Origin of the sequence: Fischerella muscicola PCC 7414 (assembly GCF_000317205.1) — a bacterium.
Lineage (GTDB): Bacteria > Cyanobacteriota > Cyanobacteriia > Cyanobacteriales > Nostocaceae > Fischerella > Fischerella muscicola.
Genome location: NZ_AJLK01000109.1, coordinates 94,850 through 119,443, shown reverse-complemented (window position 1 = coordinate 119,443; position 24,594 = coordinate 94,850). Strand labels below are relative to the sequence as shown.

The 24,594-nt window shown below is 43.5% G+C and carries 21 protein-coding genes; 6 read left to right on the top strand and 15 right to left on the bottom strand.

Annotation, left to right across the window (positions count from 1 at the left end; all coding sequences use genetic code 11):
* Positions 1 to 25: 25 nt before the first annotated feature.
* The 4 genes from UYI_RS0116245 to UYI_RS37685 all read right to left on the bottom strand — a co-directional run bounded on the left by UYI_RS0116245 (position 26) and on the right by UYI_RS37685 (position 4,713).
* Positions 26 to 196 (bottom strand): ribbon-helix-helix protein, CopG family, encoded by a 171-nt coding sequence (locus UYI_RS0116245; protein ID WP_016867699.1) that lies wholly within the window; start codon positions 194 to 196, stop codon positions 26 to 28.
* Positions 197 to 534: 338 nt separating this feature from the next.
* Entirely contained in the window at positions 535 to 1,662 is a 1,128-nt protein-coding gene (locus UYI_RS0116240; RefSeq protein ID WP_016867698.1) for a hypothetical protein, read from the bottom strand.
* Between the two features lie 1,004 nt (positions 1,663 to 2,666).
* Entirely contained in the window at positions 2,667 to 4,319 is a 1,653-nt protein-coding gene (locus UYI_RS0116235) for a DUF6930 domain-containing protein (RefSeq protein WP_016867697.1), read from the bottom strand.
* A 97-nt stretch (positions 4,320 to 4,416) separates the two neighbouring features.
* Positions 4,417 to 4,713, bottom strand: coding sequence for a hypothetical protein (locus UYI_RS37685; RefSeq protein ID WP_016867696.1), 297 nt, complete (start codon positions 4,711 to 4,713; stop codon positions 4,417 to 4,419).
* Between UYI_RS37685 and UYI_RS0116225 the strand changes: the two genes are divergently transcribed.
* The 3 genes from UYI_RS0116225 to UYI_RS0116215 all read left to right on the top strand — a co-directional run bounded on the left by UYI_RS0116225 (position 4,707) and on the right by UYI_RS0116215 (position 5,958).
* On the top strand, positions 4,707 to 5,066 hold the full coding sequence (locus UYI_RS0116225) for a HesB/IscA family protein (protein ID WP_016867695.1): 360 nt from the start codon (positions 4,707 to 4,709) through the stop codon (positions 5,064 to 5,066). The two genes, UYI_RS37685 and UYI_RS0116225, sit on opposite strands and share 7 nt — an antisense overlap.
* A gap of 140 nt (positions 5,067 to 5,206) precedes the next feature.
* The gene (locus UYI_RS0116220) at positions 5,207 to 5,629 is read left to right on the top strand and encodes a tetratricopeptide repeat protein (RefSeq protein ID WP_016867694.1); all 423 of its coding nucleotides are present in this window, start codon (positions 5,207 to 5,209) and stop codon (positions 5,627 to 5,629) included.
* An 86-nt stretch (positions 5,630 to 5,715) separates the two neighbouring features.
* The gene (locus tag UYI_RS0116215) at positions 5,716 to 5,958 is read left to right on the top strand and encodes a hypothetical protein (RefSeq protein WP_026085987.1); all 243 of its coding nucleotides are present in this window, start codon (positions 5,716 to 5,718) and stop codon (positions 5,956 to 5,958) included.
* A 248-nt stretch (positions 5,959 to 6,206) separates the two neighbouring features.
* Here the strand turns inward: UYI_RS0116215 and UYI_RS0116210 are convergent, their stop codons facing one another.
* Positions 6,207 to 7,301, bottom strand: coding sequence for a phosphotransacetylase family protein (locus UYI_RS0116210; protein ID WP_016867692.1), 1,095 nt, complete (start codon positions 7,299 to 7,301; stop codon positions 6,207 to 6,209).
* Positions 7,302 to 7,712: 411 nt separating this feature from the next.
* Positions 7,713 to 8,087: a type IV pilus biogenesis protein EbsA gene (gene ebsA / locus UYI_RS0116200; RefSeq protein ID WP_016867690.1), complete on the bottom strand. Its 375-nt coding sequence runs from the start codon at positions 8,085 to 8,087 to the stop codon at positions 7,713 to 7,715.
* Between the two features lie 387 nt (positions 8,088 to 8,474).
* On the opposite strand from ebsA, the gene UYI_RS0116190 reads away from it, so the two are divergent.
* Together UYI_RS0116190 and UYI_RS0116185 are read left to right on the top strand one after the other, a co-directional pair.
* Positions 8,475 to 9,449 carry a radical SAM protein gene (locus UYI_RS0116190; protein ID WP_016867688.1) on the top strand — a complete coding sequence of 325 codons (975 nt, stop codon included), beginning with the start codon at positions 8,475 to 8,477 and terminating at the stop codon, positions 9,447 to 9,449.
* Positions 9,403 to 10,809, top strand: coding sequence for a glycosyltransferase (locus UYI_RS0116185; RefSeq protein WP_016867687.1), 1,407 nt, complete (start codon positions 9,403 to 9,405; stop codon positions 10,807 to 10,809). Before UYI_RS0116190 ends, UYI_RS0116185 begins: the two co-directional genes overlap by 47 nt.
* Positions 10,810 to 11,122: 313 nt before the next feature.
* Here UYI_RS0116185 and UYI_RS34145 read toward each other — a convergent pair whose 3' ends face one another.
* Positions 11,123 to 16,504: a tetratricopeptide repeat protein gene (locus tag UYI_RS34145; RefSeq protein WP_016867686.1), complete on the bottom strand. Its 5,382-nt coding sequence runs from the start codon at positions 16,502 to 16,504 to the stop codon at positions 11,123 to 11,125.
* Between the two features lie 99 nt (positions 16,505 to 16,603).
* Positions 16,604 to 17,131 carry a DUF928 domain-containing protein gene (locus UYI_RS32770; protein WP_235147956.1) on the bottom strand — a complete coding sequence of 176 codons (528 nt, stop codon included), beginning with the start codon at positions 17,129 to 17,131 and terminating at the stop codon, positions 16,604 to 16,606.
* 4 nt (positions 17,132 to 17,135) lie between these two features.
* Between UYI_RS32770 and UYI_RS39005 the strand changes: the two genes are divergently transcribed.
* Entirely contained in the window at positions 17,136 to 17,366 is a 231-nt protein-coding gene (locus UYI_RS39005; protein WP_235147955.1) for a hypothetical protein, read from the top strand.
* 19 nt (positions 17,367 to 17,385) lie between these two features.
* Here UYI_RS39005 and UYI_RS0116170 read toward each other — a convergent pair whose 3' ends face one another.
* From UYI_RS0116170 to UYI_RS36865, 7 genes are all read right to left on the bottom strand, one after another.
* A complete protein-coding gene (locus UYI_RS0116170; protein ID WP_016867684.1) occupies positions 17,386 to 19,719 on the bottom strand; it encodes a CHASE2 domain-containing protein in 2,334 nt (777 codons plus the stop codon).
* Between the two features lie 64 nt (positions 19,720 to 19,783).
* Entirely contained in the window at positions 19,784 to 20,389 is a 606-nt protein-coding gene (locus UYI_RS32765) for a DUF1822 family protein (protein WP_157226353.1), read from the bottom strand.
* Positions 20,382 to 20,984 carry a hypothetical protein gene (locus UYI_RS0116160; protein WP_016867682.1) on the bottom strand — a complete coding sequence of 201 codons (603 nt, stop codon included), beginning with the start codon at positions 20,982 to 20,984 and terminating at the stop codon, positions 20,382 to 20,384. Before UYI_RS0116160 ends, UYI_RS32765 begins: the two co-directional genes overlap by 8 nt.
* 264 nt (positions 20,985 to 21,248) lie before the next feature.
* Positions 21,249 to 21,632 carry a hypothetical protein gene (locus tag UYI_RS0116155; protein WP_016867681.1) on the bottom strand — a complete coding sequence of 128 codons (384 nt, stop codon included), beginning with the start codon at positions 21,630 to 21,632 and terminating at the stop codon, positions 21,249 to 21,251.
* Positions 21,633 to 21,679: 47 nt separating this feature from the next.
* Positions 21,680 to 23,623: an asparagine synthase-related protein gene (locus UYI_RS0116150; RefSeq protein ID WP_146003909.1), complete on the bottom strand. Its 1,944-nt coding sequence runs from the start codon at positions 23,621 to 23,623 to the stop codon at positions 21,680 to 21,682.
* Between the two features lie 25 nt (positions 23,624 to 23,648).
* Positions 23,649 to 24,248, bottom strand: coding sequence for a hypothetical protein (locus tag UYI_RS0116145; RefSeq protein WP_016867679.1), 600 nt, complete (start codon positions 24,246 to 24,248; stop codon positions 23,649 to 23,651).
* Between the two features lie 137 nt (positions 24,249 to 24,385).
* Positions 24,386 to 24,544: a hypothetical protein gene (locus UYI_RS36865; protein ID WP_157226352.1), complete on the bottom strand. Its 159-nt coding sequence runs from the start codon at positions 24,542 to 24,544 to the stop codon at positions 24,386 to 24,388.
* Positions 24,545 to 24,594 lie beyond the last annotated feature (50 nt).

Below are 24,594 nucleotides of genomic sequence, written 5' to 3'. Positions count from 1 at the left end.
TACTCTTAATCTATTGTCTGCCTCCTTATCTGTTACTATCATTGGTGTCTTCAGCTACAGACAATCCTCGGATCAATTCCCGAATCACATCAGTTGCTGGTCTACCAGTTTGCTGACAATACTTTTCCAATTTTTCGGCCTCCTGTGCTGCTAAATTCACAGTAATACGTTTTACAGCCCATTTTTTATTAGTCATTTGATTATGCTATTTGCTGTATATCAACATCATTGAAAAAATGTTAGTGAGGATGAAAGAGATAAGAATATCAGAGTTTTTGTCAGGAAACAAGCAATCGTTGATGTAAAAAAATTGGTTTGCTTGAAGTGTTGTTTATTTTCTAATAGAATCAAAAAACAAATGAATAAAGTGTTGTTGTGACAGGAACAATAGCGTATATTGGTTACTACACAACAGGAACTCTGCTGAGGAATAATCAAGCTTGACCAAAGATTTTATAATTTAGCAAAAAAGATTGCTGCTAAATAAATAACTATTTGTTAGAGGATAGCAATATACAAAAAACTTAGCTACCTCTACAATATAAGTTCGCCAAATACTTTTGGGGAAAACATGTGCCACAACACCTGTAAATAAGGCATCAAGGTATTAGCTTGTTTAGTATTCAAATGCTGAGAAATTTCTTGCTGTAAAAGGTGCAGCATACAGCGAATTAGTTCCCATTGAACTTTTAATCTTGGGTAGAGCATTGCACATAATGGGAACAATTCTTGTTGAATTGCATTCACGCTTCCCTCTAAGCTACAAACCCAAAGATAAACCTGGAACATTTCTACATCCCTGATACTGGAAAGCCTGACTAGTGGTTCACTTAATAAACCAGAGTGGGAATGATAATTAGGGTAAAGATCAATTATCTTTTGGCAAATTTTATTGGCAATCAGTGTACTAACAGGTAAAAGTGTTTGTACTGCTGTTAAAACATGAGAATTATAATCATGCTCGGCGGCTGCATAATAAGCACGCTGTAATGGCATATATAAGTGGTCATCTATGACTTTTAAGTAACTGCCAAGTACAATTTGTTCCAAAGATGAAAGAGTTTGTAGTAAGCCAAGGTTAGTATAGTGAAACTGCATACTCACAAAGCCAATCACTCTTGGATCATGTTGTGTGTATTTCTGCCGTAGCAAACCAACATTTGTGCTAATGATTGTTGCCATTTGAGTAGAAACAAAATGTTGTGCTTGCATCTGCTGAATTCTTTCAGACAGTGAACTTTCTGTATTTGCTGGTGGGATTTGTGTAGATAAGTTGTGACTTGATTGTTGCTGGATGTATAGATGCAATGCTTGTTCGTATATCTCAAAAGAATCTGCTGTTATTTCCCAAGGATTGATTAATTTTGGATCAATACGATGCCTTTTGATTTCCTCTGACAACAATGCTTCTGTTTTGTTCCAAGCTTGTAAACTCACAGTACGCAGTGAATTCATTAGCTTTTGCACTGTTCTTTTTCGTCCTTCGGGAGATACTACTTTTTTGAAGTTTATAGCATCTTGCTTATCTTCATAGAAGTAGTTCAGTTCTACATTCTGTAAATACTTTTTTGCCCATTGTTGAGCTAAATATGAAACAGCAGATTGTTTTTCTAGTTGTAGTAAACCCTTTAAATCATTATCTGGGTTCTCATTCATCTCCATATATTAATACTGTAAATATTGCTGTATAAACACCCTATTTATTGATGTTCCCATTGTATATGTTTTCTAATTGAATTGGTTGCCTTTACTTAATCTTTACTGAATTTGTACTTAAAATTAGATTTTTATTTTTATGAAAATTTTAATAAGGAATAGTAAAAATATTACATTTGATTGTGTTGAGCTAAGCAATATTTATAAAATTTCCAAAATACACATCATACAAAAAGTATATTTCTCTAAACTATATTTAGCTTAGATTGATATCGGTTTTTTTAGATGCTTTGTATTTGTTTATACTTTATTTCCGGAAACAGATTTGATAGTTGTCAGTAGCCATAAAATGTAAATAATTTTACCTAAAATCTACAAGTAACTAGTGGCAAAATCATTAGGTTTTTCTACAGAAACTTTAAAGAAAGGCAAAATGCATATTACATAAATAAAAAAATTATGATTTTTAAAGTAGATAGTAAAGTTTCTGTGAGTTGCTATTACTAATAATTCATTTTTAATTTTTGCAATCTTTAAATAAAAAACTTCCCAAAAAAATAAGTAAAGTGAAATTCACGATACAGTTTCAGGTTGAACAGTTAAGACATATCTGTCTTGAAAATGAATGTGGGGGTGTAAGAATGTAAAAGTGTAGGAAGAGTCAATTTTGTGAAGGGATAATAAGTAATGGGCCAATTACCTATTACAATGTAAGCCAAGCACTAGCGGCGAATATCTCCGGCACGTACTCGCGTTCGCTAATAGCAACATATGAAAGAAACACAATCTTTCTTCTACACCCTTACACACGCGCTTGTGCTACAACGGAGGAGCCAGTGCGGTGAAGCAGCCCCCCAAAAAGGCGGTTTCCGCCACGTAGACGCGCAAGCGGTGAGGGGGTTGCAGTCTTGGACGCCACGTGGCGTCACCTGGCGTCACGTGGCGTGGAACCTCCAAGGGCGCACTGGCTCCCCTATACCCCCATACCCCCTATGTTTTTTCAGACTTTGTTATTCAAATTGCAGTTGCGGCATTAGCTGGAGAGTACCAATACCCAAGTCTTTAGGTGAAAGCGATCGCGCCTCAAATAAAGCCATCATATCTCGCAACTGAGGATTACCACGGGCAGCACCAGTAAGTCCTTTGGCAATGATCAAACCGCAGTAACCTTTAGTATTTTTACAGCGCTGATTCCATTTTTTTCTGGCTTCAACGTGAACAGGATCATCATCTAAGAACTCCCCAAACAAGAACAATTCGCCATTTTGAGTTTGCAGTAAACCCAGATCATAGCGATCGCCACCAAAAGGATCAGCACCAGGATTGAAGCAAATTGCTTTCAGGCCTCCTGCTTTCTCTATATTTTCTATTACAGTCTTAGCCTTGGGACGCGAAGTTTGAATTAGAATAACTGGCAGACCATCTCCTACTGGCTTAATTTCTCCTGCTTGATGGTAATTAACTCCTTGACGTAAATACTCCAACATTTCCCAAGACACTACACCCAAGCTGAGAAAAGAGTCTTCCGGTATTAAGTCATCTCGCAATGACCTAAACATCGGCGTGGATTCAGATTCTATCTCCTCATCCTCTGAGTCTTCTTCATCCTCATAGCCTGCCATTTCCTCTAACTCTGCTGCCAATTCCGGCATACTAGAGACAGTTATAGCTACTGATTTTGTTTGCTCATCACAAGAATCAGGTAAAGAAATGCGGTAGCGACGACTCAAAGCAGGAAAAGAACCGCTACCCAAATGACGACGATGATCGCGAATAAAACGGTTAAGGCTTTCTAGGGCAACGTATACTATCAGTGCTTCTTCATCGTATAAAACCGAGCGTAGTCCCTCGAGAGGATGAATATTACCAAATGTGGGTTCAATTTCTGACAGTGGCAGTTTTGCTAAATCCTCAAATTCTTCCTCTTCGTCTGTTTCGTCAGCATGTTCAAAAGTCAGAAACAGACAATCTTGTTTGAGGAAAGCTTCTTCTAAATGTCCTTGTGATTCGTCTTCTCTTAAAATTGTGGCTCGAAAATGCTTGAGTGAATCTTCTGAACGATATAAAAGTACTCCATACTCCATCCCCAGCATCCCCATCATTGAGGCATAGAGTGTGCCAACATCCCATTTGTTGATCTCGATTGATAAAATCTGCTGTTCTTCTAATAATTCCCAGGGAGCAGCTTGCCAAATTGCTAATGCTTTTTCTCGCAAAGCTTTTGCATACTGTGGAGGTAATTCGGGAACTTGAGAGTCGAGAATTTCGGCAAACCCACGAAACAGTTCATCAATTAGAGGTAAATCAGGTGAATAATCAATAGCAATATCTAAATCTTGTAAAACTCCACGTAAGTAAAATTGTATTTCCCGGTCTCTGACCACAATTCTTTGGGGACGAGCAGGTTTAGCAGGACTGTGGGGATGCTCCATTGCTCGCATCAAAGTGCGAACAATTGCCTCTGGCCCACTTTCTGGAGGTACTACGTCCATTCCCCGCACAATGCCTTGTGTACCATCCACCCACAGAATACATTCGCCCTTAGTTTCGGAGTCTGAGTGCTGGGTTGGTGATGACAATGGACGGCGATCGCCCTCCCATACAGAAGGAATTTGAGTTAATTTCCGTAAACGACGGCTGGTAGAGCGATTAAAACTTGTCATAGAGTAAGTGAATCAAAACAAGGGATTTGTAAATACACTTTTGAGTCAGGGCTAGTCTCCAATGAAAACTCCTTTGGCTGTTGAATTAAGAGTAATCCTAACTGTGGGCTGCCAAAGGCTGAAACTCCAAAAATAGCGAATCTCTAAACACATTGAATCTCTCAATTCTAGAATAAAAATCTTTGCGTGCTTTTGACGGAGTATTTACAATTTGGCAACCTAGAACATCAATATCGCTAAAATGGATAAAAAAGCTTTTATAGACGCGTGGTTGGAAGGCGTCTGTGAAAATTTTCGGGGCTACCCAATGACGAAACTTTTGGGTTAAAGGTTCCCGCTTTACTTGTATAGGGTAATCGATAACCACATAAGGAGTTAAAAAAGCAGATGACACAGGCAACTCAGTCTTCACAAAGGGGAATTCAGTTAAGCGAAGCAGCATTGCGGCAAGTGAAATTGTTGCAGGAAAAACAAGGCGGCAAAGACTTGTGCTTGCGGGTGGGAGTACGTCAAGGGGGTTGCTCTGGAATGTCTTACTTGATGGACTTTGAAGACCCTAGTAAAATCACCCCAAATGATGATGTTTTTGATTATGACGGCTTCAAAATAGTTTGCGATCGCAAGAGCCTATTATATCTTTATGGTTTAATGCTTGATTATAGCGATGCCATGATTGGTGGAGGCTTTCAATTCACCAACCCCAACGCCAGCCAAACTTGCGGATGTGGGAAGTCATTTGGTGTTTAGTCAAGTGTCAATTGTCCATTGTCAAGTGTTCACAGTTGTAAAAACGCTTCAAACAGCGCGTCTATACATTTAGTTTATTGACCATTGACAATTGACCATTGACAATTGACCATTGACAATTGACCATTGACCAATTCACTATGACTCAAACAGTTGAATCCCTGTTTGATACAGGTTTAGAACGCTATAAAGCTGGGGAATCACCACAGACTTTGATTCCTGTTTTTAAAGAGGTTTGCGATCGCGCTCCCAAAAGTAGTGCTGCTTGGACTTGTTTAGCGTGGTTGTATCTATTGGATAACAAACCCAACTCCGCTTTCAAGGCAGCACAAAAAGCAGTAAAGTTAAACCCACAAGACCCACAGGCAAGGGTCAATCTTGCTGTTGCCATGTTGGAAACCAACCAAAAAGGCTTACGCCAACATATTGATGCTGCTAATCAATTATTAACCCTTAGCCCCGAATGGCAACAGGAAATCAAAGACAGCATTGAAGATGGTTTTAAGAGAAAACCGGATTGGCAGAGTTTGGCAAAAGTCAAAAATTGGTTATTTGAAAATTAGGAGTATTGTTGTTTGTTGGTTGTTGGTTGTTGGTTGTTCCAAACAACAAACAACCAACAACTACCAACATTATTCATATTGAGCTTATGAAAGAAAAATTTTTAAGTTGGCTTAACCTAATTTTAGTAGTCGATGTCTTTCTTGTTCTGTTTGGTTTTGGCTGGTTAGCGATCGCAGTGATTGGCAAAGCGTCAGGAGTACCCTTAGGTTTAGATTTATGGTACAAACTCTGGCAACCTGTTTTTAACCCAGCAATTGGAATCCTCATGGGTGGTGCAATTGTTAGTGGTATCATCAATTGGATTTCCCGAAAATTCCAATCTAGTTAATGGCTAGTGGATAGTAGTTAGTAGTTGTACCAGACGTGCCATGACACGTCTGGTACATTGGTTTGTAGATTATATATACCTGAAAATAACCTAAGGCACGGCTTTGCCGTGCCTATGCCCTCCATCTTCATTTACAGCAATTCAACTAGGTAGGAATCTAATCCCAATTCTCTATAAATCCTGCTACACATCAATCTCCGCGTCACCGTGTCATTATCGGTAGCCATATTTCAGAAAATGGGTATAATTTATGGCAAAGCAGCTGCTGGACTTAAATCCAGGAGGCTGAGCAAACGAGCAATATCAAAATGTTCAGCCATTAAATTACGAATACAGTGGACTTTAATGGGTTCGTGGACGCGCACTTGACCAAAAGTCCGATCCACAATTTCCACAGTAGTTAAGGTATCCAAATCTACTGATAGGATGGGGATTTCTAGTTCTTCAGCGCGGGTGAGAATGAAATTCGGTGGTGGTAGTTGTCCAGTCAGAATTAGACATTGGGTGGAAGTTTCCAAAGCTGCCTGCTGAATTTCGACGCGATCGCCCCCTGTCACTACTGCCATATTTCGACGTTTGCGAAAATACTTAACAGCAGCGTTGACGTTCATTGCCCCAATTGCTAGGCTTTCCACCATTAAATCTAAGCGATCGCTGCGACAAAGAACTTCAGCATTTAATTGATGTACTAGTTCACGAACGCTGACGCTACGTAACAAGTCGTTTTTCGGCAATATTCCTAACACAGCTATATCCTGCTGTTCCAAAAATGGACGGATAGTATTATCCAAGGCTGGTATTTGTTGTGCAGGAACATCGTTGATCACGACACCAATTAGACGTTTTCCTAGTCGCTGTTTGGCAGACAGCAAGGACTCAACCGAGAGCAGCGATTGATAGCGGCTAACTAACACCACAGCAGCATCAATTATTTCAGCCACTTGTGGTAAAGACAAGTTAAACAAACTGCCTTCTTCCAGATTACCTGGCCCTTCTAGCAACACCAAATGACCAACCGATATTTGTAGATATTGCTGTACTAAAGCTTGGCAATAATCGGTTTTGTCTTCCCCGCGCAGACGTTTTTGAATTGTGGCTTCATTTAAAGCCAGCATGGATGGTACGATGCAGTTTTCGGGCAGATTGAGGCTACCTGCAATAAACTGGACATCTTCCTCAACCATGCTACCAGCAGACTCACTTAAACAAGTTCCTATGGGTTTGCCATAGGCAACATCCAATCCTTTTTGCTGTAGCAGATGAGACAAACCCAGGACAGTTGCAGACTTGCCACTGTAAGCCTCCGTCGAACCAATTAGCAAATGTTTAGCAGATTTTGGCACACATGCACTCCTAAATTCAAAAGTCGGCACAACCTTTGCTTGGTGTTTCCTAATTTTAGGGCGAACTAGTGCGATCGCGTTGTTGCTAGAGGAGACATTAGGGAGGTAGGGGGTGGGGAGATGGGGAGATGGGGAACTCACCGGCCCCCACTCCCCCAAGGGAGTGGGGATTAGGGGCAGTGGGGAGATGGGGAGGTGGGGAGATGGGGAGATGAGGAGATGGGGGGCTAGGGGTCCCACTTTGTGGGGTTGGGGGGCAATGGGGAACTCACCGGCCCCCGCTTCCCTAAGGGAGTGGGGATTAGGGGCAGTGGGGAGATGGAGGGAGTGGAGGAATAACCACTAACTACTATTGTACGGACGCGAGGAACATCGCGTCTCTACCTACTAACCACTAACCACTAACCAATATCATTCATCTATCCGCAAGAGTTTACGGTAAAAGGTCTGAGAAAAATCAGTCAGCCGATAGCGTTTATAATTTTCCATCATCTCAATTAAAAAATTGATAAACTCGAAGCTAGCCATCATCACTTCATAACTTAGGTCTGCGTTACCTTCAAACTGAACTCGGCAACGGGTTAAGTCTGAGGGTAGGGTGGCAGTATTCCAAGTCGCCACAAAAGGGACATTCTCACTGCCTTCTATTTTGCGGTGTCCTTCCACAACACCTTTGTGATAGAGGCTAATGGCGTAGGGTAAGAAATTGCGCTTGCTGCTTTGAATATATGGCAAGTAGACATTTGCTTGTTGTGGCGTCGCAGGCTGAAGTTGCTCAAAAGACATACTGTAAATATTCCTCACGTAAGTTGACAACGAAGGATACTAGTGATCCTACATAGTGTTCCCAAAATAAGTGTTGTTATGCACACTTTCTATTAAAGAGGTGGGGAGGTGGGGTGATGGGGAACTCACCGGCCCCCACGACCGACAGGGAGTGGGGATTAGGGGCAGTGGGGAGACAAGGAAAGGAGGACAAGGAGGACAAGGAAGAAAACAAACAACTAACCACTAACTAATGTAGAGACGTGCCATGGCACGTCTCTACAAAAACCAACAATCAACCACTAACCAATGACAAATGACAAATAACTAAATAATGATTGACTGTGTGTAAACTACGTTTAAAGATGTCTTAAGGAAAACTTTAGTGGTTTAACACTATAGGATTTTATGGCACCACTGGTTGCAAACTACTACTTGACTTATCGTTGTAATGCTCGATGTCACTTTTGTAACATTTGGGCACTAGAGCCAGGAAAAGAAGCTGATTTTGAGACGATCAAACATAATTTGCAGGATTTACGCCGTCTGGGAGTTAAATATGTAGACTTCACAGGTGGTGAACCACTGTTGCGGCAAGATGTGGGTCAGATATATATCGAGGCGAAGCGCCAAGGTTTTTATACTAGTATGACCACAAATACAATTTTGTATCCGCACAAAGCAAAAGAAATTCAGGGTTTAGTGGACTTTTTGAATTTCTCTTTGGATGGGGCGGATGCAGAGACTCATGATCACTCGCGTGGAGTGAAAATTTTTGACAATTTGGTCGAGTCGGTAAAAATTGCTAAGTCTCTGGGAGAATTTCCAGTACTCAATCATACCGTCACTGCCCAAAACTACGAACGTATTGATGAAGTGGCTGAACTGGGTAAAAATTTAGGCGTGCGCGTCTGGCTGAACCCTGCTTTTACAGCCCATGAACACTATAACTCCAATAAAAATCCTACTCCTCAAATGGTGGCGGCAATAGAAGCTACTGCCAAGAAATACAAAAATGTCGGGTACAATAAGGCTGCATTGGCTTTTATTGAAGCTGGGGGCAATGACACTAAAAATCCCCGCTGCAAAGCGGTAGATGCAGTCATTGCAATTTCTCCTAACGACGAGCTGTTGCTACCTTGTTATCACTTTGCCCAAACCGGAGTTCCTATTCAGGGGCGGCTCTACGAACTTTATCGGGAGTCGGAGGAGGTAGAAAATTACCGCCAATCTCAAGGTAAGTTAAAAGTGTGTGAGGGGTGTACAGTTTGGTGTTACCTAATACCCAGCTTCTTTATGGGTGTTGACAAATACTGGTGGTTAAATCAAGTGACCTATGCCAGCGAATTTCTGGCCCGAAAACGATTCTTACAAAGAGCTTGATCCGCTTGACTCTTTGCTTTCTGAGCTAGCGGTGGAAGAGGAGTTAGAAGAAGAGACATCGCCTTGTGTGTCTCATCCATCCCGGTTTCAAGGTCGCAGACGCAAAGCTGCTCTAGTTCTAACTATGGTCTGGAGTAGCACGATCGCGTTGCATCTTGTTTCTTGGGGTTATTTGTTCGTACTAGGACTGACTACTATCATCGGGCTTCATGTATTTGTGCTGGTGTTTGCTAAACCCCGCCGGACTCATGAGCAATTAGAGGGTGATTACCCCTATGTTTCGGTGTTAGTAGCTGCAAAAAACGAGGAAGCTGTGATTGGCAAACTCGTCAAAAATCTTTGCAGTCTGGAATACCCAGAAGGAAAGTACGAAGTTTGGATTATTGATGATAACAGCAGCGATCGCACGCCGCAGTTTTTAGCAGAACTAGCCCAAAAATACGATCAATTAAAAATTCTGCAACGTTCACCAGGAGCAGGTGGCGGCAAATCTGGAGCTTTGAATCAGGTTTTGCCACTAACTAAGGGTGAGGTTTTGGCGGTGTTTGATGCTGATGCTCAAGTTCCACCAGACATACTGCTACGAGTTGTTCCCTTGTTTGAACGTCAAAAGGTGGGGGCGGTGCAAGTGCGAAAAGCGATCGCCAACGCCAAAGAAAACTTTTGGACAAAGGGACAAATGGCAGAAATGGCATTAGATGCCTATTTCCAACAAGGGCGGACTGTTATTGGTGGATTGGGTGAACTACGGGGTAACGGTCAATTTGTCCGGCGAGAAGCACTCAAACGTTGTGGTGGCTGGAATGAAGAGACGATCACTGATGATTTGGATCTAACATTCCGTTTACACCTAGACAACTGGGACATTGAAAATGTCTTTGACCCCGCAGTTGAAGAAGAGGGCGTAGTCAGTGCGATCGCTCTTTGGCATCAACGTAACCGTTGGGCAGAAGGCGGTTATCAGCGGTATTTAGATTATTGGGATTTAATTCTCAAAAACCGCATGGGTAGCCGCAAAACCTGGGATTTACTAGTTTTTCTGCTCAGCCAGTACATCTTACCCACAGCAGCAGTACCAGATTTATTGATGGCGATCGCTCGGCATCGTCTACCAATACTTAGTCCTATGACAGGCTTGACTATTACAATGTCAATGGCAGGTATGTTTGCTGGTCTGGTACGGATCAGAAAACAAAAGGGGCTAAATTTGTCTAGTTATTTTATGCTGCTGCTTCAGACTTTGCGTGGTACTCTCTATATGCTTCACTGGTTAATAGTAATCAGTAGCACCACCGCTCGCATGTCTGTGCGTCCTAAGCGTTTGAAATGGGTGAAAACTATACATACAGGAAGTAAGTAGATTACCCAGCGCTCACGCTTGGCGTAGAGCGCGGGCTTCCTGCTTTATTTGAGGATTTTGCTCAAATTCCCTAATCTTCCATCGTAAAGGTTTCTCATATCTTCCACCACCTTGATATCCCCCCCTCAAATCAATTTGGGGCTTACCAATAGCTCTCCCAAACTCTTATTTTTGGTGCAGAATGTGGCAATTAAATTAAGAAAATTTTCAGTGCTCCTAGCCTTACTTCATCTGTCATGCTTTTAGGTTGCCTGTTACGACTTCAAGAAAGAGGTTGGAGGTGAGGTTCAGCAATGCTCTATCGAACTGACATTTATTCAGCCTCCCCGATCAGAGTAAAAGCTGCCCAGTCTTTTGGGTTGGGGTGTTTATCCTTTGCCTTCAGCATTGCTTGGCGTAAAGCTTGCACCTTATTCATGCCCTGCTGTAGATAGTTTTGATAAAATTCCTTCATCAACTCGGCTGTAGGGGCATCTGGAACAGACCACAGGGAGACGATCGCACTCTTGACCCCAGCCGCCATTAAGGAGCGAGATAGACCGATGACTCCATCTCCGGTAATTCGACCCTGCCCTGTGTTACAGGCACTGAGAACAACCAGTTCTGCATTTAATTTTAGTCCTAGAATATCGCCAGAGGTGAGGAAACCATTATCGCCCCCAGAGGGAGCTAAAGCGATCGCTCCTGGTACTCCTAGTTGCTTGAAATCGTCCAATAATCCGTGAGTCGCTAGATGAATCAATCCCGCTTGTTGCATCCGGGGTACGATATTAACTTTTGTCGCTTGCTTGCCGAGGAAGGGCTGGGTATTTAGTAGTTCAGCAATGGCTTTTGCTTCTGCTTCTGCTCCTGGTAGGGAGGATAATCGCTGTGGCGGTTTGGTTAAGGGAATAGTTGGCATTGTTGGATTGCCCACCACCAGAGCCGATCCTAATTTCTTCCCACGAAGCTTGTTCCTTTTCCTATGTGTCAATTCCAGCACCTGAATGGAGGGAGCTATCAGCATCGTGTGTTTTTCGATTAAGTATTTTCCGTCGCTGTCTTGGAGAGCAGGAAAAGGAATCAGAAACAGTTCCCTTTGGGGGATAAAGATGACGCGGTCATTTGGATTGGTGGGCAACAGCTCGGCAATGGGTGCAATTAGCAGTTGATGGAGATTTTGTAATTGCTGTTGGTTAGTTCGGGAGGACTCCACTTTGGCGATCGCGTCGCTGATTGGACGTGAGATCTGTACCCCGTCATCAAACTGGGGGTGCGTGAGGATCAGCATAGCTCTCTCCGAATCAACTCCGATCACCTGCCAAGGTTCTTTGAGACCACTTTCCTCATCGTCCTTGAGTCTGACTAAATCACCTGGAGTGTAAGCTAAATGTTGGATAGCACCGCGACTGTTGATGCCCAGAGATTCACGCATCTTGGGAACGAGGTCTGCTAGAATAGTACCTTGGGAGATAAGGTCAACTGAGCGAAACTTGATTTCTCCTGTCGGTTTAATGACCCAAATAAACAGCTTTGATTCCAGGTATTTACCTTTAGTTCTAACATCATTGTAAGTAATTGAATATTCGACAATCGTGGCATTTTGCTCTTTAGCAATTCGTTTGATCTGCTCAATTGTTGGTTGAGCAATCGTAGGTTGATTGGTTTCGTCAGTGGATAGCTGTGAAGCTAATAACTCTATAAAAGCACGTGCGCGACCGCGTTCAGAGATTTCTAGCGCTGCTTCCGGTTGATTCTGAGCAATGTAGACTCGTTGTAGTAAGCGGTAGGTGTTAGCTTGACTTTCAAAAATTGATATTTTAAAAGCGTCATTATCTTGCAATCCAGCCCGGAGAGATTCCCCAATAGCCATTGCAGCCAATAAAGTTTTCTCTGCTTCTGCAAGATTACCGGATTTCAGGAATGTTCGTCCTAGAATACTGAGAGTATTGCCTTCGCTATGCCGCTTGCCAATCGCTTGGAAAATCTTCAAGGCTTGCTGTGAGAATTCTATTGCCTGGGAATACTCTTGCTGATTGAGATAAAAATCTCCGATATTCATCAGAGCAGTTCCGGCACTATCTTGCTTGCCAATTTTTTTGTGAATCTTTAAGGCTTGCTGATAGAAATCCAGTGCCCGCGAATCCTCTCCCAAAGAGGCGTAAACAACCCCAAGGTTATTGAGGGTACTTCCTTCATCGCTTTGAGCGCCAATGTCTTTGACAATTGCTAACGCTTGTTCAATAGACTGTCGTGCTTCTGTATATTTTTTCTGCTGATAGTAAATCCCCCCAATGCCGTTCAGGGATGTTGCTTCGCCATGTCTACTACCAATTTCTTTATAAGTTGCTAAAGCTTGCTGATGGAACTTCAAAGCCTGGGAATACTCTCCGACATTGTCGTAAACACCTCCAATACTATTGAAGATAGTCCCTTCGCCTGCACGGTTGCCGATCGCTTTAGCAATTTCTAACGCTTGCTTATAGGACTCCAATGCTCGAAGATACTCCCCTCGTTGTTGGTAAACTGACCCCATGTTATGTATACTTGCCATTTCTCCATCTCGATTGCCAATTGCCTTTCTAATCTCTAAGGCTTGGTGATGAAACTTCAAAGCCTGGGAAGACTTTCCTAAATCGCTGTAAACCACACCAATGTTATCGAGGGTAGTTGATTCTAAATTGCGGTTGCCAACAGCTTTGGCAATTTTCAATGCTTGCTGATGCAACTCTAGCGCTTTGAGATAGTCTGCAAGTTTGTGGTGGATTAGTCCAATGTTGTTGAGGGAACTAGCTTCGCCATCCTTGTTACCAATGGCTTTCTTAATCTCCAACGCTTGCTGATAAAACTCTAGCGCTTTAGCATACTGGCTGAGATGGGTGTAAGTTTCCCCTATGTTACTAAGAGTAGTGGCAGCACCTGCCCGTTTGCCTATGGCTTTGCTAATTTCCAATGCTTGCTTATAGGACTCCAATGCTCGAAGATGCTCCCCTAGTTGGTTGTAAACTACCCCAATGTTATTGAGGCGAGTTGCTTCGCCATCCTTGTCGCCAATAGCTTTGCTAATCTCCAATGCTTGCTGATAAAACTCTAGCGCTTGGGGATACTGGCTCAAGTTGGAGTAAGTTAGACCAATATTACTGAGGGCTGCTGCTTTGCCCGCCTGGTTGCCAATGGCTTTGCTAATCTCCAATGCTTGTTGATAGGACTTTAGCGCTTGGGGATACTGGCTGAGGCTGTCGTAAACTACCCCAATGTTATTGAGGCGAGTTGCTTCGCCTGCCTTATCGCCAATAGCTTTGCTAATTTCCAACGCTTGCTGATGGAACTTTAATGCTTGGCGATACTGGCTTAAATCTTGGTGAACTGAGCCGATGTTACTGAGGGTAATTGCTTCGCCTGCCTTATTGCCAATAGCTTTGCTAATTTCCAACGCTTGCTGATGGAACTTTAATGCTTGGCGATACTGGCTGAGGTTGGAGTAAACAACTCCGATGTTATTGAGGGTAACTGCTTCGCCTGCCTTATTGCCAATAGCTTTGCTAATTTCCAACGCTTGCTGATAAAACTCTAGCGCTTTTGGGTAATGACCCAGACTCTTGTAAACTCCTCCTATGTTATTAAGGGTATTTCCTTCGTTAGCACGATTACCAATTTCTTTGTGAATTGCTAGCGCTTGCTGATAAAACTCTAGCGCCTTGGGATACTGGCTTTGATTATCGTAAATATTCCCAATATTATTCAGCACTGTCGCTTCACCACTGCGATCGCCGATTCTTTTACTAATCGCTAGGGCTTGTTGAAGAAACTCTAGTGCTTGGGAATATTGACCTTGTTTAATATAAAGATTACCGATGTTATTGAGAGTTGTTGCTTCTTCTGCGCGATCGCCGATGGCTTTGCGAATCTTCAAAGCTTGCTGATAAAACTCTAAAGCTTGGGTATACTGACTTTGGTTGTCGTAAACAACTCCGATGTTATTCAACGCTGTCTCTTCACCACTGTGATCGCCCAGTTCTTTGGAAATTGCTAGGGCTTGTTGAAAGAATTCCAGTGCTTTGGAATACTCACCTAGAAGATTGTAAACACTCCCAATGTTACCGAGAATAGTTGCTTCTTCTTCACGCTTGCCAAGTGCTCTGCGAATCTCTAACGCTTGTTGCAGCGCCTCTAGCGCCCGATTGTACTGCCCTAGATCAGTGTAGGTAGTTCCTATATTATTTAGGGCAGATCCAATGCCAGAGCGATCGCCAAGTTCTTTGGCAATTGCCAACGCTTGCTGATAAAACTCCAGCGCTTTTGTATGCTGACCTCTGCTGTGGTAAACTCCCCCAATGTTGTTGAGAACAGCCCTAATGCCAGAGCGAGCCTCCTTCGGAGGAGCTTCGCTAACGCCTAGTTCTTTATAGATTGTTAATGCTTGTTGATATTTCTCCAATGCCTGAGAATACTGGCTTAAATCCTGGTAAATTCCCCCAATGAGGTAGAGAGTAGAGGCTTCACCCTGGCGGTCATTAATTTGCTTAAAAATTTCCAAGGCTTTCTGAAAGGACTCTAACCCCTGGGAATATTGATTTTGTTTGCTATGAGTGAGTCCAATGAAAAGGAGAACAGATGCTTCATCCTGGCGATCGCCTACTTCTTGAGAAATCGCCAAGGCTCGCTGATATAACTCCAAAGCCTGGGTATATTTACTAAAATCGAAATAAGCTAGCCCCATCTTGCCGAGCATCGCACCTTCACTGTAGCGATCCCCAATTTCTTTGAAAATCGCCAAGGCTCGCTGATATAACTCTAGTGCTTGCTGATACTTACCTTGACTGTGGTAAACGTCTCCAACGCTGTAGAGAGCATTCGCTTCACCAGTACGAGAACTCATGTCTTTGAGCATCACCAAAGCTTGCTGATGTAATTCCAGCGCCTGTTCGTACTTACCTTGACGGTTGTAAACCAATCCAGTAAGAAGAATCGTCTGGCTTTCCCAAAAGCGGTTTCCTACCTCCTTATTCTTTGCTAAAGCAAGCTTCAGCAACTGTAGCGCACGGGAATTTTCACCCAGAAGACCGTATACTGCTCCCATCCTGGCAAGAGTTTCCCCTTCTCGGAAGCTATCTCCCACTTCTCGACGGATCGCCAATGCTTGCTGTAAAGTCTCCAAAGCTTTCTGATGTTCGTTTTGACTGGTGTAAACTGCTCCAATGTTGTTGAGCGTTTCGCCTTCACCAACCCTATCCTTTACTTCCTTGCGTATCGCCAGCGATTGCTGCAAAGCTTTCAAGGCTTTGGGATATTGACCAAGATCGATGTAAACTTCTCCAATGTTGTTGAGCGTTTCCCCTTCTCCCTTACGATCTCTTAGTTCCTTCCGGATCGCCAACGCTTGTTGCAAAGTTTGCGAGGCTTTAGGGTATTGGCTCAGATGGGTGTAAACTGCTCCGATACTATTGAGAATTTCGCCTTCGCCTGCCTGATCGCTAATATTTCGATAAATCTGCAATGCATGTTGCAAGGACTGTAATGCCGCTTTAAACTGACCGCCTCGAAATTGTTGGACACCTTTTTGAGACAGATCATCTGCTTTGGCTTTTTGGTCTTGAACCGCTGGTGTCTGCGCTACTAAAGACTCCAGGCTTCTGGCAATTGGCAAGAAAGGAGAACCTAGAGACAAAACCAGTGTGACAGCAACAATCCTGAGAAGACGAATTCGATAATACATAAATAGGTAAGTACAAATAAACGTAAAACCTCATCTTTTCTGCTCCTCGAACAGTCTTAATATGCAAATTAAATGTGGAACAGCTTAGTACCGCTACTGCTAGGGAGTGCAGCAGGGAACCAGCGGTTTTGAGCTGATATACTCCAATCCCACACCCTGCCATAAATCGGCCCAGTCAACCTTGAGCGCTTCATCCTTCGGATGGGTGCGATAAAGTTCAGTGAGATGGGTTAGGGTGTCAAACCACAGCCCATTTTCTGCATATAGAGCAATGCGCTCTCGTGGAGTGGCTGCCGCTAACTGACTCTTCAGGGCAGGAGCAAGCGGAACCCGTTCCACTTTACCGTTGACAAAAACATCTTCCGCCCGGTTAGTTGGATTGCAAATGACAGAGAAGCGCCAACTGTAGAGCTTTTGAATCTCCAAGGGAGGTGTCGTTTCCGGGAAACGGACGCTGATAATTCCTGGTGTTTCCAAAAGCGGTAACGTCTCCCTGTATACTTCATTATCTTCTTTATCCCGCAGCAAAAACTCTACAGAGAGTCGGTTTGTCGGCGGATAGGGAACATAGAACCAGAATGTAGGACGCTCGGCGACAGTTAACCCCAGGTTCGTACCTGGTACCAAGGCAGTGAGCGGCTCATTTTTATTCGCCAGCTCTGGGCAAGAATCACGAGTAGCCGCGCCTGTTCTCCGCTTGCCAGGTGCGCCTCTGGGCGGTAGTTTTAATTTCAGTGCCAGTTGGAAGGAGGATTCGCTAACGGCTGTTGTCAGCAAGCGTTCTGGTTCAGCCTGCCGTGCCAGGACTCCCGTACCGCTGGCGAGTATACCAGTGAGAATTAAGAATAGAGTTATCTGCTGATCATGCCTTTTTTTACCATTCATAATTGATGGCGCGAGCCGCTCCAAATAACCTGGCGGGCCACCAATACTACCCATCCCCCAGTCACTATCAAAACCAACACAGATGGTACCAGCGGCACCCACCAACCTCTAATTAAAAGAATAAAGCAAACACCCGATAAAATAAAGATAACAATTCCACCCGCAGGGAGCAGGTATTTTAGTTGTCGATAGTGCCAAGCCAGCAAGCCACCCCCTATTGCCCAGCCCAAAACCCAGAAGGCTTCCTCCCACCATTGCCATACGGACAATAAAGGTCGCCCATCTAGCACTGCGCTGAGAATTTGACTGATCATCTGCCCTTGAACAAATATCCCCCGCATCGTTTGGTCTGGGTCGCGACTAAAAGGAGTAAAGAAATCATCTTTCTGGCTCTTAGCGGTGACACCAATGAGGACAATCCGGTCTTTGACCCAGTTAGGATCGAACTTACCCTTCAAGACTTCTGTAAGGGTGATACTCCGGGCGATATTACCACGAGTGCGATAATTGAGCAGCATTTGATACCCCAAGTCCTCCTCTTGCTGGTAACCTCCGGCAGGAAAATGCCAAGGTTTTAAGCTAATGTTACCTACCTGCAAGTAACCTTCTGGAGTTTCTCGAACTTTGATCCCCTTTTCTTGTATTAGGTAATAAAGCGCTAACTGGAGGCTGAAGGACAGCTCTGCTGGACAAAGAGAGTCGGAGTTGAAAGTGGCATACCACCAATGGCGACGAAGAATATTATGCGGGTCTACCACAACATCACTGAACCCCAAGCGGTCTTTTGGGACTTCCGGCGGGGGCGCAACGCCAATATGGCCATTTGTCGGGTTACTGCCTTGACACACAGCAAAGAAGCGATCGCTCTGCCGTAGCTTGGTTGCCAAATCTTTATGACCATCACTTACCTGGAAATCGCGATAGATATCCAAACCAATAGCACTAGGTTGATGGGGTTCCAGTTTCTTCAACAACTGAGCCAGTGCAGCATCGGATAGGGAACCTTGCCGCTTCATTCCCATCTTGTCCTGATAGTTAAGATCTTCTTCAGTAATAGTGACCACTAAGAGACGATCATCTGGTTGTTCATCAGGGCGCAGCCGCATCAACTGGTCGTAAGCCTGCAATTCCAGTGACTGTAGCAATCCGAAATGCCGCACTCCCAACACTAAAGCCGTCACCACGACACTAGCTACAAGTGCAGTGCGGAGGATACGCAACCGCGACGCCTGTTGATTTCCATAGCGCAATGAGTACCAAGTCTGCGGCACAGCCGCAGCATTCTGGTAGATCGCTGGCAACCAACTGGCACAGGGAAACTGATTCTCCAAGCCTTGCAGCCGCTTCCTGGCGTTTCCCACTGCCTGATAAAGAGATTTTTCACCAACAAACGCTTGCAGAAAATACTTTAAAAACTCTTGTGCTACTCGATCCGCTACGGGTTCGCGCATGACGATCGCTTGCGGAATGTGCAATTCCTCTAATTCCCACGCTAGCCCCATTCCGTCACAAGAATTGAAAATTGCTAACTGCAAGCCTTTTTTTACTGCTATCTCCAGACCATGCTTCAAATCTCCCACGCTCAGACTTTCGGTGCGATTAATATAAATCCGACCTGTTTGGGCTTCAGTTTCGCTATGACCTGCGAAAAACAGGATGTCCCAAGCTTGCTCCCACAGCTGGTCGTTAATCTCTTGGCGCTGCGGCTCTACCAGAAACCGAATGTCTACTCCAGGTAATTGCTCTAGCATCTTTTGGTCTTTCTGAATATTAATGCCACCACTATGACCCAAAATCGCTAGAATTCTCACCTTGTTGCTGTCAGTGGAGGTTTTGATTTTTCCCTGGCATTCAGACTCAGGAGGGCTAATAGCAATTTCAATGTGACCGTAACGCTTGACTAAATCCCACTGATGCCAGGGGAGTTGCTGCAATGTTCGACAAGATGTGCGAACGATTACCCGTATCCGATCTTCGGCGGATAGAGTAAAATGCTCGATGCATTTCTCTCGAAGGTCGCGAAACGAGTCAGATAGGAGCCAGGTATTGAAGCGATCGCTCAACTCCTTAGCCGCCTGAGAGCAATCAGAGCAAGCTCTGGTGAAGGACACGTTCGTCGTTTGCCCATTCTTGGATTTAATTCGAGTGCGCCCATTCAAACTACGATAGCTGAAGCGCCAACGTTCGTAGTATTCGGGTATTGCTAGACATGGGGGCAACTTGCCATTAATATCTGTTGAGGGTTGCTTCCCTTCTTCCCCAACTTCCAGGCTGACTCGAAACCCCTGTTCAAAGTCACCGTCTAGCTTCAACACTACTAATTTTTTCATCTGACAACCTCACTGGAGGCTGAGTAATCTCTGGTAAAAAGCAGAGGCGGGAAAACAATTGTTCCTAAATTATAAACTCTTGCGTCACCCTCACTTCTTTCAGGATTACAGTCACACTGAAGCTTTCCCCGTCTTTGGCACTAAACTCCAATTGGATAAAATTATCCGCCTCCCGCGATCGCGCTTCTAGTTGATTTCCCGACTTATCGCTCACCAAAAGTTGCACTCCCTGGGGCAAATGCGTTTGTCCGAGCGGATGCACCTGTACGACTATGTCTACTTCCTCATCAGCTTCTGGCGGGAGGATGACAACTAATGCCACCGACTCTCGTGCCAGTTGCATCCCCAGGTCAATCTTTTGAGCTCTAACAATGCTTATTGCATTTCTAAAACCAAATGCCAACTCAACTTGTTGCGGATCTAAAAGCTGCTCTATTGCTAGCCAACCCGCCTCAACCATTCCCGCAAACCATTGCCGCAAATTCACGTTTTCTGGTTGTTTTATTTGATTTAGAGCTTTGGTTTCGGTTATGGGAATTTCTCGTACATCTAATACAGAAACACCAAGCAATTCACTTAGCTCTCCTGATTTCAAGAGAGCCTGTAGATACTCGAATGCTTCTTCAGAAGCTTCAAGGGTTAGATGATTTATTCCTTTTTTGTTACTCATGTTCTTCATCTTCCTGCTCTATATCTTCAATTGTCAGATCGACATCACCCAAATATTGTTCAAATTTTTCCAAAATCTTAACTACTTTTTTCAGAAGTATTATTCCTTCATAATCAATTACTATCCTTTTTCTTTGCCCTCGTTTTTGAATTGTCTCTACCTCTTTTTTGTATCCATTAGCTTTCAAGATATAAACTATTTTTGCCCAGGAGGGACGAGCCGCTTCTGGATCTATATCCTTATCCAATTCTGACAATAACTCTTTGAGCGGCATACTTAAATTAATGGTAATAAAAGATTTAATACCACTAGCTTTCGCTCTGATTAATTCATTCACTTTCTGTTGGATTTCTTTTTCTGTAAACCCAGGGTGCTGACTTTTAACTTGCTGCTCAAGATATTGGAAATATTCTCTTTTGGCAATATCAAGAGGCTCTTCGCCAAGAAGTGATAGGCATATATACAGTTGTTCGCGGTCTGACAGCTTCCTCCTCTTATAGGTTTTCAACTTGTTGAATAAACGCTTTATATCTATTTCTAAATATCTTTCTACTCTTTGACATTCTGGGCAAATTTCCTTAGAGATATCTATCATATTAGAATATGTTTATAAAGTGGCTTCATGTAAGTGTGGTCGCAAAAATTTGTCATTAGACCTATTGCAAAATTCTATATTTCAAAAAAACGAACACCGATAAACACCGATAAAATCTATGTCCATCTGTGTGCATCTGTGTTCCATGAGTGTACTTTACGGAAGCCGCTACGAGTCTACGTTATTAAGAATTATCCTAACTTTCGCAAGATATCTATTAATAATCTCACATAATTCCGGACAGAAATAAAGTTAAAACAAGAATTAATATCGTCCACAATTTCTTTGAAAAGCTATGTAGGAAGAAGCTGCTAGTCCGGAAGCTTTTTGAAAGTAAGTTTCTCCAATATTACATATTGTCCTGTTTTCAGTAGAGATTAAGGCAATGGCTATTAGACAATTGCTAATCTTCGTCTGATATTGTAATGCCAATGTCGCGCCCAATCCCTGAAGAGAGCTATTTTGCGCCTCCCTAAGTCCAGAGACATAACTATCGTATAATGGGGGAGCGCATACTGTTTCAAAATATCTGTAGACTCCGCGATCTACAGCCTGGGCAAAAACTTTATTTCTCAAACATCCACTTGAAATAAAGAAAGCAATAATAATGACTGATGATAAAAAACGAAAACCTTTGCTAGTCAACATAGTCTTACTTAGCTCCTAAACAGAATTGATTCTCTTCATAAAACGTGTTACTCTCTTGCTCTGTTAATTAGGAAAGTGGCGTTCGCTGACTCTTTTCTTTGCAACCACTCCTCCTGCATACTCAGCCATTTAATCAGGCACAGAGAAAGATCTAATCGCTGCAACTGTCGCGCATTTGCCACACCCAGACTAGCTTCATGTAAAGCTTGAATGAGAATGTTTTGATCAAAGATGCCAAGTTCATCTATCGGAGAAATTTTTAACATTTCTTCTAAAAGTTGGAGATTCTTGGTTAGACCAAGATAATACACCTCATTGAAATGACCTTTGCGCTTTCGTTGAGTAATTTGGCGTGGGAGAAGGTCGCGCATCGCTTCACCAAGAATGGGCTTCATCCTACCAGGTTGTGGAGGAATTCGCTTCTGAATGCCCAAACCAAGTGCTAAGACGCGACTGTCAAGAAATGGGTGAGCGATCGCTATCCCCAAGGTTGCAGCTACAGCCCATCGCAGCACATCACCAGGTCTACTATCAATAGCATTCAAGGTAATAGAAAGCCCAACTTGCTCACAAAGACGATAAGTATTGCGGGCATTTTCCTTAGTACGGCTTTGTAGTGCATAGCGCTGGGCAAAATCTTGACGAATCCAGGGGGGAATACTCCAGTCATTCTGTGCGTTTAGTTGAGTTTTATTGCTTCTGGGTTGAAAAGGAAGCCAAGCTGTTACCAAAGGTTCAATCCCAAAAGGTTGGATAATCCCCCAGGGATTAGAATTCTGCGCCCGCGCCCATTTAACTGTTTCTTGCCATGCTTTTAGGAATCTACCCTGACGTAGCAAATCACTAAGATAATACGGATGCAAATCATGGATTTCATCAGAGCCAATACCTGTGAGTAAAGTGACTGCACCAACCTGGCTAGCAACCTCCACTGTGGCACAATCCATTGCCCAGCGCCAAAGACCTGCATACGGTTCATCGTGGGGCGGCGTGTCAATAAAGCTATCAAAATCTAACAATTTATCTGCTATTAGCCGATGAGCAACAATCTCTGTCTCCTTCTCTAAGACAGATTCAATGTAGGGTGTCTCGCGAACTAAGACAGGGAGTTCCTCGTAGACAAGGGATAGTGTGTGCAGTGGTAATGAGCCTCTACTAGTACCAATCTCATCTCGTGCTAGCAAAGCCACTGAAGTAGAATCCATTCCTCCTGATAAGTGGGCAAGAGTCCGTCCGTGCAGCCGCTCCCGCACTGCACTCCGCAGCACATCTGCATACTGCTGGGCGACTTCTGGTAAATCGCTGCTGTCTGGCAAAGTGAATTTTTGCTGCCAATCCCAATAGCGGCGGCGCTCAACCTGACAAGTATTGAGATGGGCAGAAACTATTGTTCCTGGTAAGACTCGGTGAATACCGTTATAGGCACATATTTCAGTCGCACCCTCATTTCTCTGCCCTGACATGATTAAGAAGTCAGCTAGATATTCTAATGAGAGCGATCGCTGTGGCAACAGATCCAGCAGTCGCCGCATACTGGTACTAAAGGCAACCGTGTCTCCTTGCACAGTCCAAAACAGTGAATATCCTCCCATTGGATCTCGCATTCCAATTAACTGTGCCTTCTGTACATCCCAAACTACAAGTGCAAAATCACCCTCCAGTCGCTCCAGAGAATTTGCTCCGAATTGACGGTATATCTCTAGCGCAAGGGTAGCTGCATTCGAGGAGCATTCATGCAGCCTTTGAGAAGACAAGTGTGGCTTGAGGCTCGCCAATAGCTCGTCTTGGTAGTAAAGACGACCCATAAGCAAAGCACAATGGTTAGGTAACTGGGCTAATGTCACTAAAGCCGTCTCTTTGTTGTTTTTCGGTTCGCTTAACTCCAGTTCAACGCCAGAGTCTCGCCTGATAGCAGTAAATCCAACTCGCATGGTATTAAAAATTTCTGATGAGTAATGACTAATGACAGAATTGAAAGAGGTGAGCTGCAATAGCCACCCCTTTGTGAATAATCAATTACCCTCCACCAAAGTCTTCCTGAAACTTAGTCCAAACTACTTCATTTCCTGTTTTTGTTCTCAGGAGCAGCCTGGTGTCATTGTCCGTTAATGAAACAATTTTGAAGTAATCCTCTTCAAATACTTGACGCAGATTATTTAACAAATTTCCTAGCTCAATTCTCCCACGAGGAGTCGGTATATTGAGAATTGACTGGGTAAGTTCGTCAAAATTGAGGAAGAGAAATGGACCTGTGCGATCGCTTTCAAGTAATTCAGATCTGGCAGAACTATTTTGTTGCTCTTTGAGAAAAGGAGCCGTGAGAAAGCCAGTGGATATTCTGACAGAACCTCCTACAGTCTTAGTAACAGAACCTCCCACAGACGATTTAGAGTCAGAGGTTTCCTTAATCGTATTACGGATGTGCCAGTTTCCACGAATTTCGCTGCCTGTGAACAGTTGACGAAAGCGTTGTCTTACATCAGCAGCGGAACACGTATAGCTAAACTTTGAGCCAAATCCCATTAAAGTAATTGTCTCTGAATATTCGTGATGAATTGGCAATTGCCATGTTCCTACGATTTTGCGTTTGATGATAACGGGGTCGAGTGATGACATAATTTAGAGTTCCTCCTGAGTCATTAATGAGTTTGTCAATTGAATAAATGGAACTCTTGTCTGTGGTTTATTTCCAAATATCATCTCTTAAAATCAGAGATAAACAAGAGTTCCAGTCATTGAAAAATCAACGAGGACTAGGAACCCCAAACCCACCAGCCACCAGTGCCATCCTTGAGGTGTCCTCCAATGTCGTTACGAACTAACTCGACTGCTGTCCCAGCAACTAATAGTTGGGGCGTCCGGTAGGACGGTATAGAATTTTTAGCTTTCTCCAGGGATTGATTCTTCATCATCTTTCCTCCTAATTTGACTTACTTCCTTTGAGCTTAAAGAAGAATTTATT